The 15,830-nt window shown below is 62.4% G+C and carries 10 protein-coding genes and 1 tRNA gene; all 11 read left to right on the forward strand.

Features of this window, described 5'->3' with window-relative positions:
* Nucleotides 1–62: 62 nt before the first annotated feature.
* The 11 genes from tuf (at nucleotide 63) to recQ (ending at nucleotide 15,710) form a co-directional block, all read left to right on the forward strand.
* A complete protein-coding gene (gene tuf, locus B7P44_RS01515) occupies nucleotides 63–1,253 on the forward strand; it encodes an elongation factor Tu (protein ID WP_006482910.1) in 1,191 nt (396 codons plus the stop codon).
* A 59-nt stretch (nucleotides 1,254–1,312) separates the two neighbouring features.
* A tRNA-Trp gene (locus B7P44_RS01520) sits at nucleotides 1,313–1,388 on the forward strand.
* A 43-nt stretch (nucleotides 1,389–1,431) separates the two neighbouring features.
* Nucleotides 1,432–1,812 (forward strand): preprotein translocase subunit SecE, encoded by a 381-nt coding sequence (gene secE / locus B7P44_RS01525; RefSeq protein ID WP_084899884.1) that lies wholly within the window; start codon nucleotides 1,432–1,434, stop codon nucleotides 1,810–1,812.
* A gap of 1 nt (nucleotide 1,813) precedes the next feature.
* Nucleotides 1,814–2,371, forward strand: a complete 558-nt coding sequence (gene nusG, locus B7P44_RS01530; RefSeq protein ID WP_006765424.1) for a transcription termination/antitermination protein NusG — start codon at nucleotides 1,814–1,816, stop codon at nucleotides 2,369–2,371.
* A gap of 141 nt (nucleotides 2,372–2,512) precedes the next feature.
* Nucleotides 2,513–2,944, forward strand: coding sequence for a 50S ribosomal protein L11 (gene rplK, locus B7P44_RS01535; RefSeq protein WP_006753591.1), 432 nt, complete (start codon nucleotides 2,513–2,515; stop codon nucleotides 2,942–2,944).
* Complete coding sequence (rplA, locus tag B7P44_RS01540; RefSeq protein WP_006482906.1) at nucleotides 2,945–3,643, forward strand: 50S ribosomal protein L1; 699 nt, start codon at nucleotides 2,945–2,947, stop codon at nucleotides 3,641–3,643. It abuts the gene before it with no gap.
* A 306-nt stretch (nucleotides 3,644–3,949) separates the two neighbouring features.
* Nucleotides 3,950–4,447: a 50S ribosomal protein L10 gene (gene rplJ / locus B7P44_RS01545; protein WP_084899887.1), complete on the forward strand. Its 498-nt coding sequence runs from the start codon at nucleotides 3,950–3,952 to the stop codon at nucleotides 4,445–4,447.
* 63 nt (nucleotides 4,448–4,510) lie between these two features.
* Nucleotides 4,511–4,885 carry a 50S ribosomal protein L7/L12 gene (gene rplL / locus B7P44_RS01550; RefSeq protein ID WP_010092951.1) on the forward strand — a complete coding sequence of 125 codons (375 nt, stop codon included), beginning with the start codon at nucleotides 4,511–4,513 and terminating at the stop codon, nucleotides 4,883–4,885.
* Between the two features lie 367 nt (nucleotides 4,886–5,252).
* Nucleotides 5,253–9,359 (forward strand): DNA-directed RNA polymerase subunit beta, encoded by a 4,107-nt coding sequence (gene rpoB / locus B7P44_RS01555; RefSeq protein ID WP_084899890.1) that lies wholly within the window; start codon nucleotides 5,253–5,255, stop codon nucleotides 9,357–9,359.
* A gap of 21 nt (nucleotides 9,360–9,380) precedes the next feature.
* Nucleotides 9,381–13,628, forward strand: a complete 4,248-nt coding sequence (rpoC, locus tag B7P44_RS01560) for a DNA-directed RNA polymerase subunit beta' (RefSeq protein WP_084899892.1) — start codon at nucleotides 9,381–9,383, stop codon at nucleotides 13,626–13,628.
* Between the two features lie 234 nt (nucleotides 13,629–13,862).
* Nucleotides 13,863–15,710: a DNA helicase RecQ gene (gene recQ / locus B7P44_RS01565; protein ID WP_084899895.1), complete on the forward strand. Its 1,848-nt coding sequence runs from the start codon at nucleotides 13,863–13,865 to the stop codon at nucleotides 15,708–15,710.
* Nucleotides 15,711–15,830 lie beyond the last annotated feature (120 nt).

Genomic DNA, 15,830 nt, shown 5'->3' on the forward strand with positions numbered 1-15,830 from the left:
CAGTATAGTCAGTGTCTGTTTGCGCGCGGCGCAACATGTGAAATTCCTTTCGGGAGTTGAAAATGGCCAAGGAAAAATTCGAGCGGACCAAGCCGCACGTGAACGTTGGTACGATTGGTCACGTTGACCACGGCAAGACGACGCTGACGGCGGCGATCACGACCGTGCTGACGAAGAAGTTCGGCGGCGAAGCGAAGGCATACGACCAGATCGATGCGGCGCCGGAAGAAAAGGCACGTGGTATCACGATCAACACCGCGCACGTCGAGTACGAAACGGCAAACCGCCACTACGCACACGTCGACTGCCCGGGCCACGCTGACTACGTGAAGAACATGATCACGGGCGCGGCGCAGATGGACGGCGCGATCCTGGTTTGCTCGGCAGCAGACGGCCCGATGCCGCAAACGCGTGAGCACATCCTGCTGGCGCGTCAGGTTGGCGTTCCGTACATCATCGTGTTCCTGAACAAGTGCGACATGGTGGACGACGCTGAACTGCTCGAGCTGGTCGAGATGGAAGTTCGCGAACTCCTGTCGAAGTACGACTTCCCGGGCGACGACACGCCGATCGTGAAGGGTTCGGCCAAGCTGGCGCTGGAAGGCGACACGGGCGAGCTGGGCGAAGTGGCGATCATGAGCCTGGCCGACGCGCTGGACACGTACATCCCGACGCCGGAGCGTGCGGTTGACGGCGCGTTCCTGATGCCGGTGGAAGACGTGTTCTCGATCTCGGGTCGCGGTACGGTGGTGACGGGTCGTGTCGAGCGCGGCATCGTGAAGGTCGGCGAAGAAATCGAAATCGTCGGTATCAAGCCGACGGTGAAGACGACCTGCACGGGCGTGGAAATGTTCCGCAAGCTGCTGGACCAAGGTCAGGCAGGCGACAACGTCGGTATCCTGCTGCGCGGCACGAAGCGTGAAGACGTGGAGCGCGGCCAGGTTCTGGCGAAGCCGGGTTCGATCACGCCGCACACGCACTTCACGGCTGAAGTGTACGTGCTGAGCAAGGACGAAGGCGGCCGTCACACGCCGTTCTTCAACAACTACCGTCCGCAGTTCTACTTCCGTACGACGGACGTGACGGGCTCGATCGAGCTGCCGAAGGATAAGGAAATGGTGATGCCGGGCGACAACGTGTCGATCACGGTGAAGCTGATTGCGCCGATCGCGATGGAAGAAGGTCTGCGCTTCGCAATCCGCGAAGGCGGCCGTACCGTCGGCGCAGGCGTCGTCGCCAAGATCATCGAGTAAGCCAGTTATTCGTTGATCGACAGTTTTGGGGCTGGCATCAGCCAGTCCCAACATGGTCTAGGGGTATAGCTCAACTGGCAGAGCGTCGGTCTCCAAAACCGAAGGTTGGGGGTTCGATTCCCTCTGCCCCTGCCAAAAAATCGCCACGTGTCCTACGTGGCATTTGTTTTAAGGTGTTATGGCGAATCCATCCGTCGAAACTGTAAATACCTCCGGCGATAAGCTGATGCTGGCCCTGGGCGTATTGTTGGTCTTGGCCGGATTCGTGGGCTTCTTCTGGCTGGGCGGTCAGGAGTGGTATGTCCGCGGTGCCGCATTGGCGGTAGGGTTGATCGCCGGCGTGGCCGTCGGTCTGATGTCGGCGCCTGGCAAGAGCCTGATCGCATTTGCCAAGGATTCGTACAAGGAAGTCCGCAAGGTCGTTTGGCCCACCCGCAAGGAAGCAACGCAAACCACGCTCGTCGTGTTCGGTTTCGTGCTCGTGATGGCGATTTTCCTCTGGTTGAGTGACAAGTCCATCGAGTGGGTGATTTTCTCGGCGATTCTGGGTTGGAAATGATATGAGCGATACTCCGGCATCCCCGAGCGGAAAGCGTTGGTACGTTGTGCACGCCTACTCCGGCATGGAGAAGAGCGTGCAACGTGCGCTTCAAGAGCGCATCGAACGTGCCGGCATGCAGGACAAATTCGGTCAGATCCTGGTTCCGACCGAAGAAGTGGTCGAAGTCAAGGGCGGCCACAAGGCAGTGACGGAGCGTCGTTTCTTCCCCGGCTACGTGCTGGTGGAAATGGAAATGACGGACGAAACGTGGCACCTCGTGAAGAATACCGCGAAGGTCACCGGTTTCGTCGGCGGTGCGCGTAACCGCCCGACGCCGATTTCCCCCAAGGAAGTCGAGAAGATCATGTCGCAGATGCAGGAAGGCGTGGAGAAGCCGCGCCCGAAGACCCTGTTCGAAGTCGGCGAGATGGTTCGGGTCAAGGAAGGCCCGTTCACGGATTTCAACGGCACCGTCGAAGAAGTGAACTACGAAAAATCGCGTGTGCGTGTGTCGGTCACCATCTTCGGTCGCGCTACCCCGGTCGAGCTCGAGTTCGGCCAGGTCGAAAAAGTTTGATCCCGATTCGGTGGGCAGCCTCGGCTGCCCACCTTCGCGCTTACGGCCCGCGTCATGGCTGTTGAGGAGCGTCAGTAGCCGATCGGCGAACGCGCGTTATCACTCACCGAACGTCGCTTGGCGTTCCAACGAGGTTTTCAAATGGCAAAGAAGATTGTCGGCTTTATCAAGCTGCAGATCCCTGCAGGTAAAGCCAACCCGTCGCCGCCGGTCGGTCCGGCACTGGGCCAGCGCGGCCTGAACATCATGGAGTTCTGCAAGGCGTTCAACGCGCAGACTCAAGGCATGGAGCCGGGTCTGCCGGTGCCGGTGGTCATCACGGCATTCGCGGACAAGAGCTTCACGTTCGTGATGAAGACGCCGCCGGCGACCGTCCTGATCAAGAAGGCGGCGAAGGTGGACAAGGGCTCGAGCAAGCCGCACACCGACAAGGTCGGTTCGATCACGCGCGCTCAAGCCGAAGAAATCGCGAAGACCAAGATGCCGGACCTTACGGCAGCTGATCTGGACGCAGCCGTTCGCACCATCGCTGGTAGCGCACGCTCGATGGGCATCACCGTGGAGGGTGTGTAAATGGCTAAGATCTCCAAGCGCCGCCAGGCATTTGCCGCCAAGGTCGATCGTCAGAAGCTGTACGCGATCGAAGACGCTCTGTCGCTCGTGAAGGAATGCGCCAGCGCGAAGTTCGACGAGTCGATCGACGTCGCAGTCCAGCTCGGCATCGATGCGAAGAAGTCGGACCAGGTCGTTCGTGGTTCGGTCGTTCTGCCGGCAGGTACGGGCAAGTCGGTTCGCGTTGCCGTGTTCGCGCAAGGCGAGAAGGCTGAGCAAGCACGTGCAGCAGGCGCGGAAATCGTCGGTATGGAAGACCTGGCAGAGCAGATCAAGGCTGGCCAGATGGACTTCGACATCGTGATCGCTTCGCCGGACACGATGCGTATCGTCGGTACGCTGGGCCAGATCCTCGGCCCGCGCGGCCTGATGCCGAACCCGAAGGTCGGCACCGTGACGCCGGACGTCGCGACCGCCGTCAAGAACGCGAAGGCTGGTCAGGTTCAGTTCCGTGTCGACAAGGCCGGTATCATCCACGCAACGATCGGCCGTGCATCGTTCGAGCCGACCGCGCTGCGTTCGAACCTGTCGGCGCTGATCGAAGCGCTGCAGAAGGCGAAGCCGGCAACGAGCAAGGGCGTGTACCTGCGCAAGATCGCACTGTCGAGCACGATGGGCGTCGGCGTGCGTGTCGACCAGGCTACGCTGGCCGCGCAGTAAGCAAGAAATTCGGGCCGCTTCGCGTCGCGTAGCGGCCCTAAGGGCTTTGGGCGGTTGTTCGCGGAGTAGGCGGGCAACCGGTTATCAAAGACCGTTGGTGGGAGAGCAGCAGTCAGGCGATCCCTTAATTCAAGCCAACGCAGATGGCGAACCCGAAAAAGTTTTGCAGTGGTGAAGCCGCAGGCCGCGAAGCGATTCGCGGCATGAGGTGGAAATACTCCTAACGAGTCGGACGCCGTTGTTGAACGAGGTACGCGAGGTTGCGCCATACCGGCAAGCCGAACGTATCGTTTCTGGAGGCTAACCGTGCCGCTTAATAGAGAAGACAAGCAAGCCGTCGTCGCTGAGGTTGCCGCGCAAGTCGCGAAGGCCCAGACCGTTGTGCTGGCTGAGTATCGTGGAATTGCGGTTGGCGATCTGACCAAGCTGCGCGCGAAAGCGCGTGAGCAACAGGTTTACCTGCGCGTTCTGAAGAACACGCTGGCGCGCCGCGCCGTTGAAGGTACGCCTTTTGCTCCGCTGGCAGAGCAGATGACTGGCCCCCTGATCTACGGCATCTCGGAAGATGCGATTGCCGCTGCGAAGGTCGTTAACGACTTCAGCAAGAGCAATGACAAGTTGGTCATCAAGGCTGGTTCGTTCGATGGCAAGGTGATGGACCAGGCTGGCGTGCAAGCGCTGGCAAGCATCCCGAGCCGCGAGGAACTGCTCTCGAAGCTGCTGTTCGTTATGCAATCGCCTGTTTCCGGCTTTGCGCGCGCTCTGGCCGCGCTGGCTGAGAAGAAGCAAGCAGAAGCTGCGTAATCGAACGCACATCAGCGTCACTGATCGCTGGCTGTATCCGTATTCAATTTAGGAGTATTTCAAATGGCAATCGCAAAAGAAGACATCCTGGCAGCAGTCGAAGGGATGACCGTTCTGGAACTGAACGAACTGGTCAAGGCGTTCGAAGAGAAGTTTGGCGTGTCGGCAGCTGCTGTTGCAGTCGCTGGCCCGGCAGGCGGCGGCGCTGCTGCTGCTGCTGAAGAGAAGACCGAATTCACGGTCGTTCTGGCTGAAGCAGGCAGCAACAAGGTTTCGGTCATCAAGGCAGTTCGCGAACTGACGGGCCTGGGCCTGAAGGAAGCGAAGGACCTGGTTGACGGTGCACCGAAGCCCGTCAAGGAAGGCGTCGACAAGGCTGCTGCTGAAGAAGCCAAGAAGAAGCTGGAAGAAGCAGGCGCGAAGGTCGAAGTCAAGTAAGTTCCGACGCGCTGTGCGAAGGCTGGCGGTATTTCCACCGCCGGCCTTTTTGTGCTTTGTGGGGACGTTATTCTGGCACTCTTTTGGGAGCCCGAATAAACGCCCCCAGAAGCCAAAGATAACCGTCGAATCGTTGCGATTGGCGTTTCTCTTTGTCTTCTGAAGCGACTGCAGAAGGCAAGTTTGGTCGGGTAGCGGGCAACACAGGCATCCGCTGCCGTCAGCCAGCGGTTGGTAGCGGCCAACCACCAAGCTTCTCGGCTCGTTCAAGCCGTCGGACGGCCATCGGGTCTCAGTCGGTGAACACTCGGGTTTGACACGTCCAGGTATTCCGCCTCGATAGCACCCGCCGTGATTCGGAGATCGTATGCACTATTCCTTCACCGAGAAGAAGCGTATTCGCAAGAGTTTCGCGAAGCGCCCCATCGTTCACCAAGTTCCTTTCCTGCTGGCCACCCAGCTTGAATCATTCAGCACGTTTCTGCAAGCTGATGTGCTGACGGCGCAACGCAAGCCTGAGGGTTTGCAGGCCGCGTTCACATCCGTATTTCCCATTGTTTCGCACAATGGCTTCGCGCGTCTCGAGTTCGTGAGCTACGCGCTGTCCTCGCCGGCGTTCAACATCAAGGAATGCCAACAGCGGGGCCTGACGTACTGTTCCGCGCTGCGCGCGAAGGTGCGCCTCGTCATCCTCGACAAGGAATCGCCGAACAAGCCGGTCGTCAAGGAAGTGAAGGAGCAGGAAGTGTACATGGGCGAAATTCCGCTCATGACGCCGACGGGCTCGTTCGTCATCAACGGCACCGAGCGTGTGATCGTCTCGCAGCTGCACCGTTCGCCGGGCGTGTTCTTCGAACACGACAAGGGCAAGACGCACAGCTCGGGCAAGCTGCTGTTCTCGGCACGGATCATTCCGTACCGCGGCTCGTGGCTCGACTTCGAATTCGATCCGAAGGACATCCTGTACTTCCGCGTCGACCGTCGCCGCAAGATGCCGGTCACGATCCTGCTGAAGGCGATCGGCCTCACGCCGGAACAGATCCTCGCGAACTTCTTCGTGTTCGACAACTTCACGCTGATGGACGAAGGCGCGCAACTCGAGTTCGTGCCGGAGCGCCTGCGCGGTGAAGTCGCGCGTTTCGACATCACGGATCGTGACGGCAAGGTCATCGTCCAGAAGGACAAGCGGATCAACGCGAAGCACATCCGCGATCTCGACGCCGCGAAGACCAAGTTCATCTCGGTGCCGGAAGACTACCTGCTCGGTCGCGTGCTGGCGAAGAACGTCGTTGACGGCGACACCGGCGAAGTGATCGCGAACGCGAACGACGAGATCACGGAAAGCGTGCTCGAGAAGCTGCGCGAAGCGGGCATCAAGGACATCCAGACGCTCTACACGAACGATCTGGATCAGGGCCCGTACATCTCGTCGACGCTGCGTGTCGACGAAACGACCGACAAGACGGCCGCGCGCATCGCGATCTATCGCATGATGCGTCCGGGCGAGCCGCCGACCGAAGAAGCGGTCGAGGCGCTGTTCAACCGCCTGTTCTACAGCGAAGAAGCGTACGACCTGTCGAAGGTCGGCCGTATGAAGTTCAACCGCCGCGTCGGCCGTGACGAAATCGTCGGCCCGATGACGCTGCAGGACGACGACATCCTCGCGACGATCAAGATCCTCGTCGAGCTGCGCAACGGCAAGGGCGAAGTCGACGACATCGACCACCTCGGCAACCGTCGCGTGCGTTGCGTCGGCGAACTGGCGGAAAACCAGTTCCGCGCGGGTCTCGTGCGCGTCGAGCGCGCGGTCAAGGAACGCCTCGGCCAGGCCGAAAGCGAAAACCTGATGCCGCACGACCTGATCAACTCGAAGCCGATTTCGTCGGCGATCCGCGAGTTCTTCGGTTCGTCGCAGCTGTCGCAGTTCATGGACCAGACCAACCCGCTGTCGGAAATCACGCACAAGCGTCGTGTCTCCGCACTGGGCCCGGGCGGTCTGACGCGCGAGCGCGCAGGCTTCGAAGTCCGCGACGTGCACCCGACCCACTATGGCCGCGTGTGCCCGATCGAAACGCCGGAAGGTCCGAACATCGGTCTGATCAACTCGCTCGCACTGTACGCGCACCTGAACGAGTATGGCTTCCTCGAGACGCCATACCGCAAGGTCGTGGACAGCAAGGTGACCGACCAGATCGACTACCTGTCGGCGATCGAGGAAGGCCGCTACATGATCGCGCAGGCGAACGCCGCGATCGACGAGAACGGCACGCTGATCGACGAACTCGTGTCGTCGCGTGAAGCCGGCGAAACGATGATGGTCACGCCGGACCGCATCCAGTACATGGACGTCGCGCCGTCGCAGATCGTGTCGGTCGCAGCCTCGCTGATTCCGTTCCTCGAGCACGATGACGCGAACCGTGCGCTGATGGGCTCGAACATGCAGCGTCAGGCCGTGCCGTGTCTGCGTCCGGAGAAGCCGGTCGTCGGTACGGGCATCGAGCGCACTTGCGCGGTCGACTCGGGCACGACGGTTCAGGCGTTCCGCGGCGGCGTCGTCGACTATGTCGACGCGGGCCGTATCGTGATTCGCGTGAACGACGACGAAGCGGTCGCAGGTGAAGTCGGTGTCGACATCTACAACCTGATCAAGTACACGCGTTCGAACCAGAACACGAACATCAACCAGCGTCCGATCGTGAAGATGGGCGACAAGGTCTCGCGCGGCGACGTGCTGGCCGACGGCGCCTCGACGGACCTGGGCGAGCTCGCGCTCGGCCAGAACATGCTGATCGCGTTCATGCCGTGGAACGGCTACAACTTCGAGGATTCGATCCTGATCTCGGAGAAGGTCGTGGCCGACGATCGCTACACGTCGATCCACATCGAAGAGCTGAACGTCGTTGCACGCGACACGAAGCTCGGGCCGGAAGAAATCACGCGCGACATCTCGAACCTGGCGGAAGTCCAGCTCGGCCGTCTCGATGAATCGGGCATCGTGTACATCGGTGCGGAAGTCGAAGCGGGCGACGTGCTGGTCGGCAAGGTCACGCCGAAGGGCGAAACCCAGCTGACGCCGGAAGAGAAGCTGCTGCGCGCGATCTTCGGCGAGAAGGCATCGGACGTGAAGGACACGTCGCTGCGCGTGCCGTCGGGCATGAGCGGTACCGTGATCGACGTCCAGGTCTTCACGCGTGAAGGCATCCAGCGCGACAAGCGTGCGCAACAGATCATCGACGACGAACTGAAGCGCTATCGTCTCGACCTGAACGACCAGCTGCGCATCGTGGAAGGCGACGCGTTCCAGCGTCTCGCGCGCATGCTCGTGGGCAAGGTCGCGAACGGCGGTCCGAAGAAGCTCGCGAAGGGCACGAAGATCGACCAGGCTTACCTGGAAGACCTCGATCACTACCACTGGTTCGACATCCGCCTGGCGGACGACGAGGCAGCGGTGCAGCTCGAAGCGATCAAGAACTCGATCGAAGAGAAGCGTCACCAGTTCGACCTCGCGTTCGAAGAGAAGCGCAAGAAGCTCACGCAAGGCGACGAACTGCCGCCGGGCGTGCTGAAGATGGTCAAGGTGTACCTCGCGGTGAAGCGCCGTCTGCAGCCTGGCGACAAGATGGCAGGCCGTCACGGTAACAAGGGTGTCGTGTCGAAGATCGTCCCGATCGAAGACATGCCGTACATGGCCGACGGCCGTCCGGCAGACGTCGTGCTGAACCCGCTCGGCGTGCCGTCGCGGATGAACGTGGGTCAGGTTCTGGAAGTGCACCTCGGCTGGGCCGCGAAGGGCCTCGGCTGGCGTATCGGCGAAATGCTGCAGCGCCAGGCGAAGATCGAGGAACTGCGCGTGTTCCTGACGAAGATCTACAACGAGTCGGGCCGCCAGGAAGATCTGGAAAGCTTCACCGACGACGAGATTCTCGAACTCGCGAAGAACCTGCGCGAAGGCGTGCCGTTCGCAACGCCGGTGTTCGACGGTGCGACCGAGGAAGAAATGGGCAAGATGCTCGACCTCGCGTTCCCGGACGACATCGCGGAACAGCTCGGCATGAACCCGTCGAAGAACCAGGTCCGCCTGTACGACGGCCGCACGGGTGAAATGTTCGAACGTCGCGTGACGCTCGGCTACATGCACTACCTGAAGCTGCACCACTTGGTCGACGACAAGATGCACGCGCGTTCGACCGGCCCGTACTCGCTCGTCACGCAGCAGCCGCTGGGTGGTAAGGCGCAGTTCGGTGGCCAGCGTTTCGGTGAAATGGAAGTGTGGGCACTCGAAGCGTACGGCGCGTCCTACGTGCTGCAGGAAATGCTGACGGTGAAGTCGGACGACGTGAACGGCCGGACCAAGGTCTATGAGAACCTGGTCAAGGGCGATCACGTCATCGATGCAGGCATGCCGGAATCCTTCAACGTGCTCGTGAAGGAAATCCGCTCGCTCGGTATCGATATCGATCTCGACCGCAATTAATCGGACTACGGAGAGAAAGCAATGAAAGCTCTGCTCGATCTATTCAAGCAAGTCCAACAGGAAGAAGTTTTCGACGCGATCAAGATCGGTCTGGCTTCGCCTGACAAGATCCGTTCGTGGTCGTTCGGCGAAGTGAAGAAGCCGGAGACCATCAACTACCGTACGTTCAAGCCGGAACGCGATGGTCTGTTCTGCGCGAAGATCTTCGGGCCGATCAAGGACTACGAGTGCCTGTGCGGCAAGTACAAGCGCCTGAAGCACCGTGGCGTGATCTGCGAGAAGTGCGGCGTCGAAGTCACGCTGGCGAAGGTGCGCCGCGAGCGCATGGGCCACATCGAGCTGGCCTCGCCGGTCGCGCACATCTGGTTCCTGAAGTCGCTGCCGTCGCGTCTGGGCATGGTGCTCGACATGACGCTGCGCGACATCGAGCGCGTGCTGTACTTCGAAGCGTACGTGGTGATCGAACCGGGCATGACGCCGCTGAAGGCGCGGCAGATCATGACCGAAGAGGATTACTACAACAAGGTCGAGGAATACGGCGACGAATTCCGTGCCGAGATGGGCGCGGAAGGCGTGCGTGAGCTGCTGCGCGCGATCAACATCGACGAGCAGGTCGAGACGCTGCGCACCGAGCTGAAGAACACCGGCTCGGAAGCGAAGATCAAGAAGTACGCGAAGCGCCTGAAGGTCCTCGAGGCATTCCAGCGCTCGGGCATCAAGCCCGAGTGGATGATCCTCGAAGTGCTGCCGGTGCTGCCGCCGGAACTGCGTCCGCTCGTGCCGCTGGACGGCGGCCGTTTCGCGACGTCGGACCTGAACGACCTGTACCGCCGCGTGATCAACCGTAACAACCGGTTGAAGCGTCTGCTCGAGCTGAAGGCGCCGGAAATCATCGTCCGCAACGAAAAGCGGATGCTGCAGGAAGCCGTCGACTCGCTGCTCGACAACGGCCGCCGCGGCAAGGCGATGACGGGCGCGAACAAGCGTCCGCTGAAGTCGCTCGCCGACATGATCAAGGGCAAGGGCGGTCGTTTCCGTCAGAACCTGCTGGGCAAGCGCGTCGACTACTCGGGCCGTTCGGTCATCGTGGTCGGCCCGACGCTGAAGCTGCACCAGTGCGGTCTGCCGAAGCTGATGGCGCTCGAGCTGTTCAAGCCGTTCATCTTCAACAAGCTGGAAGTGATGGGCGTCGCGACGACCATCAAGGCTGCGAAGAAGGAAGTCGAGAACCAGACGCCGGTCGTGTGGGACATCCTCGAAGAGGTGATCCGCGAGCACCCGGTGATGCTGAACCGTGCGCCGACGCTGCACCGTCTCGGTATCCAGGCATTCGAGCCGGTGCTGATCGAAGGTAAGGCAATTCAGCTGCACCCGCTCGTTTGCGCGGCGTTCAACGCCGACTTCGACGGTGACCAGATGGCCGTTCACGTGCCGCTGTCGCTCGAAGCGCAGATGGAAGCGCGCACGCTGATGCTCGCGTCGAACAACGTGCTGTTCCCGGCCAACGGCGATCCGTCGATCGTGCCGTCGCAGGATATCGTGCTGGGTCTGTACTACGCGACCCGCGAGGCGATCAATGCGAAGGGCGAGGGCCTGTCGTTCACCGGCGTGTCGGAAGTGCTCCGCGCGTACGAGAACAAGGAAGTCGAGCTCGCATCGCGCGTCAACGTGCGGATCACCGAAATGGTCCACAACGAAGACACGTCGGAAGGCGCGCCGGCGTTCGTGCCGAAGATCACGCTGTACGCGACGACCGTCGGTCGCGCGATCCTGTCGGAGATCCTGCCGCACGGCCTGCCGTTCTCGGTGCTGAACAAGCCGCTGAAGAAGAAGGAAATCTCGCGCCTGATCAACACGGCATTCCGCAAGTGCGGTCTGCGCGCGACTGTGGTGTTCGCCGATCAGCTGATGCAGTCGGGCTTCCGTCTCGCGACGCGCGCCGGCATCTCGATCTGCGTCGACGACATGCTCGTGCCGCCGCAGAAGGAAACGATCGTCGGCGACGCCGCGAAGAAGGTGAAGGAGTACGACCGCCAGTACATGTCGGGTCTCGTCACCGCGCAGGAGCGCTACAACAACGTGGTCGACATCTGGTCGGCGACGTCGGAAGCGGTCGGCAAGGCGATGATGGAGCAGCTGTCGACGGAGCCGGTGACGGACCGCGACGGCAACGAGACGCGCCAGGAATCGTTCAACTCGATCTACATGATGGCCGACTCGGGCGCCCGGGGTTCGGCGGTGCAGATTCGTCAGCTGGCCGGTATGCGCGGCCTGATGGCGAAGCCGGACGGCTCGATTATCGAGACGCCGATTACCGCGAACTTCCGCGAAGGCCTGAACGTGTTGCAGTACTTCATCTCGACCCACGGTGCACGTAAGGGTCTGGCTGATACGGCACTGAAGACCGCGAACTCGGGTTACCTGACGCGTCGTCTCGTCGACGTGACGCAGGATCTGGTCGTGGTCGAGGACGATTGCGGTACGTCGAACGGCGTTGCGATGAAGGCGCTGGTCGAAGGCGGTGAAGTCGTCGAAGCGCTGCGCGACCGTATCCTCGGCCGCGTCGCGGTGGCGGACGTCGTGAATCCGGAAACGCAGGAAACGCTGTACGAATCGGGCACGCTGCTCGACGAGACCGCGGTCGAAGACATCGAGCGCCTCGGCATCGACGAAGTGCGCGTGCGCACGCCGCTGACCTGCGAAACGCGTTACGGCCTGTGCGCGGCCTGCTACGGCCGCGACCTCGGCCGCGGCTCGCTCGTGAACGTCGGCGAAGCGGTCGGCGTGATCGCGGCGCAGTCGATCGGCGAACCGGGCACGCAGCTGACGATGCGTACGTTCCACATCGGTGGTGCGGCATCGCGTGCGGCAGTGGCTTCGTCGGTCGAAGCGAAGAGCAACGGTATCCTGCGCTTCACGGCGACGATGCGTTACGTGACGAACGCGAAGGGCGAGCAGATCGTCATCTCCCGTTCGGGCGAGGCGCTGATCACCGACGATTTCGGCCGCGAGCGCGAGCGTCACAAGATCCCGTACGGCGCGACGCTGCTGCAGCTCGACGGCGCGGCGATCAAGGCCGGCACGCAGCTGGCGACGTGGGACCCGATGACGCGTCCGATCATCACCGAGTACGGCGGTACGGTGAAGTTCGAGAACGTCGAGGAAGGCGTGACGGTCGCGAAGCAGATCGACGACGTGACCGGTCTGTCGACCCTCGTCGTGATCGACGTGAAGCGCCGCGGTTCGCAGGCTTCGAAGAGCGTGCGTCCGCAGGTGAAGCTGCTCGACGCGAACGGCAACGAAGTGAAGATCCCGGGCACGGAGCACGCGGTGCAGATCGGCTTCCAGGTCGGCGCGCTGATCACCGTGAAGGACGGCCAGCAGGTGCAGGTGGGTGAAGTGCTCGCACGTATCCCGACCGAAGCGCAGAAGACGCGTGACATTACCGGCGGTCTGCCGCGGGTGGCGGAACTGTTCGAAGCGCGTTCGCCGAAGGATGCGGGCATTCTCGCGGAAGTCACCGGCACGACGTCGTTCGGCAAGGACACGAAGGGCAAGCAGCGTCTCGTCATCACGGACCTCGAGGGCAATCAGCACGAGTTCCTGATCGCGAAGGAAAAGCAGGTGCTGGTCCACGACGCCCAGGTCGTCAACAAGGGCGAAATGATCGTGGACGGCCCGGCCGATCCGCACGACATCCTGCGTCTGCAGGGTATCGAGGCGCTGTCGCGCTACATCGTCGACGAAGTGCAGGACGTGTACCGTCTGCAGGGCGTGAAGATCAACGACAAGCACATCGAAGTGATCGTTCGCCAGATGCTGCGTCGTGTGCAGATCACCGACAACGGTGATACGCGCTTCATCCCGGGCGAGCAGGTCGAGCGTTCGGACATGCTGGACGAGAACGACCGCATGATCGCCGAAGACAAGCGTCCGGCGTCGTACGACAACGTGCTCCTCGGTATCACGAAGGCGTCGCTGTCGACCGACTCGTTCATCTCCGCGGCATCGTTCCAGGAAACGACCCGCGTGCTGACCGAGGCGGCGATCATGGGCAAGCGCGACGATCTGCGCGGCCTGAAGGAAAACGTGATCGTCGGCCGTCTGATCCCGGCCGGTACGGGTCTGGCGTTCCACAAGGCGCGCAAGGCCAAGGAGTCGTCGGATCGCGAGCGTTTCGACCAGATCGCAGCGGAAGAGGCGTTCGATTTCGGCACGCCGAGCACGCCTGCTGCGGAAGAGCCGCAACAGCACCCGGCAGCCGAGTAAGCGCGGGCGGCGCGAGCCGCCTCGCTACGCTGTCGCTGAAACCGCCCAGTTTCGACTGGGCGGTTTTTTTTATCCGTCGTTCACGCGCATGACGGGCTTGCGCCCGCGCGGCTGCAGGCCCGTCATGCGCGCGAACGGAACCAGTCCGGATGGCCAACGTTGCGCGATTCGCCGCGCGCACTGCGAGCGGGTTGTTAAAATCCGGGTCATCGTTTGCCGTCCTCGTTCTCATTCATGTCCCGCGCCCTCGAAATTCTCGACGAAGTCTTTGGTTATTCCGCGTTTCGCGGCCAGCAGGGCGAGATCGTCGAGCACGTCGCCGGCGGCGGCGATTGCCTCGTGCTGATGCCGACGGGCGGCGGCAAGTCGCTGTGCTACCAGATTCCCGCGCTGCTGCGCCGCGAGGCCGGGCAGGGCGCCGGCATCGTCGTGTCGCCGTTGATCGCGCTGATGCAGGACCAGGTCGCCGCGCTCTCCGAAGTCGGCGTGCGCGCGGCCTATCTGAACTCGACGCTGTCCGGCGCGGAGGCGGCCGCCACCGAGCGCGCACTGCGCGAAGGCGACATCGACCTGCTGTACGTCGCGCCCGAGCGGCTGATGACGGGGCGCTTCCTCGACCTGCTCGACCGCGCGAAGATCGGCCTGTTCGCGATCGACGAAGCGCACTGCGTGTCGCAATGGGGGCACGATTTCCGTCCCGAATACATTCAGCTGTCGGTGCTGCACGAGCGTTTTCCGTCGGTGCCGCGCATCGCGCTGACGGCCACCGCCGACGCGATCACGCGCGACGAGATCGTCCATCGCCTCGCGCTCGACGACGCACGCGTGTTCGTGTCGAGCTTCGACCGGCCGAACATCCGCTACCGGATCGTCGAGAAGGACAACGCGCGCGCGCAGCTGCTCGACTTCATCCGCGCCGAGCATACGAATGCCGACGGCACGACCGACGCCGGCGTCGTGTACTGCCTGTCGCGGCGCAAGGTCGAGGAAACGGCCGAATGGCTGAAGTCGCAGGGCGTGCGCGCGCTGCCGTATCACGCAGGGATGGAATTCGAGGTGCGCCAGAAGCACCAGGAGATGTTCCAGCGCGAAGAGGGGGTCGTGATGTGCGCGACGATCGCGTTCGGGATGGGCATCGACAAGCCGGACGTGCGTTTCGTCGCCCACCTCGACCTGCCGAAGAGCGTCGAGGGCTATTACCAGGAAACCGGCCGCGCGGGCCGCGACGGCCTGCCCGCGAACGCGTGGATGGCGTACGGCCTCGGCGACGTCGTCCAGCAGCGCAAGATGATCGACGAGTCCGATGCGGACGACGCGCACAAGCGCGTGCAGACGTCGAAGCTCGACGCGCTGCTCGGCCTGTGCGAGACGATCTCGTGCCGCCGCGTGCGCCTGCTGAACTATTTCGGCGAGGCCAGCCAGCCGTGCGGCAACTGCGATACGTGTATCGAGCCGCCCGATTCGTGGGACGCGACGCGCGAGGCGCAGATGGCGCTGTCGTGCGCGTTCCGCGCGCAGCGCGCGAGCGGTTTCAACTTCGGCGCGAGCCACCTGATCGAGATCCTGCGCGGCAGCCGCAACGAGAAGATCCTGCAGCGTAGCCACGACACGCTCAGCACGTTCGGGATCGGCGCTTCGCTGTCCGAGCCGGAATGGCGGGCGATCTTCCGGCAGCTCGTCGCATATGGCTACCTGGCCGTCGACCACGGCGGCTTCGGCGCGCTGGTGCTGACCGAAGCCGCGAAGCCGGTGCTGAAGGGCGAGGAGAAGGTCACGCTGCGGCGCTACGTGAAACCGCAGCGCACGCGCCAGTCGTCCAGCCGCAGCGGCACGCGCGTCGACCCGACGACCGGCATGAGCACGCGCGAACGCGCGCGCTGGGACGCGTTGCGCGCGTGGCGCGCGGAGACGGCCAAGGCCGACGGCGTGCCGGCCTACGTGATCTTTCACGATGCGACCCTGGCCGAGATCGCGCGCAACGCGCCGGAGACGATCGACGATCTGCGCCACATTCCGGGCATGGGTATCCGCAAGCTCGAGCGCTTCGGCGACGAGATCATCGACGTCGTCGAATCCGCCTGACGACACCGTTTCCCGACTCCCGGCCGCGCGGCCGGAAAATCACGCAAGCCGTTGACTTGCTTAGTATTTCCGGAATATGATGCTAGGTTCCGGTTCTTGGTGGGGCTGGTTGCGTGCGAA

The sequence above is a fragment of the Burkholderia ubonensis subsp. mesacidophila genome (assembly GCF_002097715.1).
GTDB classification, from domain to species: Bacteria; Pseudomonadota; Gammaproteobacteria; order Burkholderiales; family Burkholderiaceae; genus Burkholderia; species Burkholderia mesacidophila.

Bases quoted from the DNA above. Each gene is read 5' to 3' on its own strand.
- rpoB (WP_084899890.1), top strand. From the start codon at position 5,253: ATGCACTATTCCTTCACCGAGAAGAAGCGTATTCGCAAGAGTTTCGCG.
- rpoC (WP_084899892.1), top strand. From the start codon at position 9,381: ATGAAAGCTCTGCTCGATCTATTCAAGCAAGTCCAACAGGAAGAAGTT.
- recQ (WP_084899895.1), top strand. From the start codon at position 13,863: ATGTCCCGCGCCCTCGAAATTCTCGACGAAGTCTTTGGTTATTCCGCG.
- nusG (WP_006765424.1), top strand. From the start codon at position 1,814: ATGAGCGATACTCCGGCATCCCCGAGCGGAAAGCGTTGGTACGTTGTG.
- secE (WP_084899884.1), top strand. From the start codon at position 1,432: ATGGCGAATCCATCCGTCGAAACTGTAAATACCTCCGGCGATAAGCTG.
- tuf (WP_006482910.1), top strand. From the start codon at position 63: ATGGCCAAGGAAAAATTCGAGCGGACCAAGCCGCACGTGAACGTTGGT.
- rplA (WP_006482906.1), top strand. From the start codon at position 2,945: ATGGCTAAGATCTCCAAGCGCCGCCAGGCATTTGCCGCCAAGGTCGAT.
- rplK (WP_006753591.1), top strand. From the start codon at position 2,513: ATGGCAAAGAAGATTGTCGGCTTTATCAAGCTGCAGATCCCTGCAGGT.
- rplL (WP_010092951.1), top strand. From the start codon at position 4,511: ATGGCAATCGCAAAAGAAGACATCCTGGCAGCAGTCGAAGGGATGACC.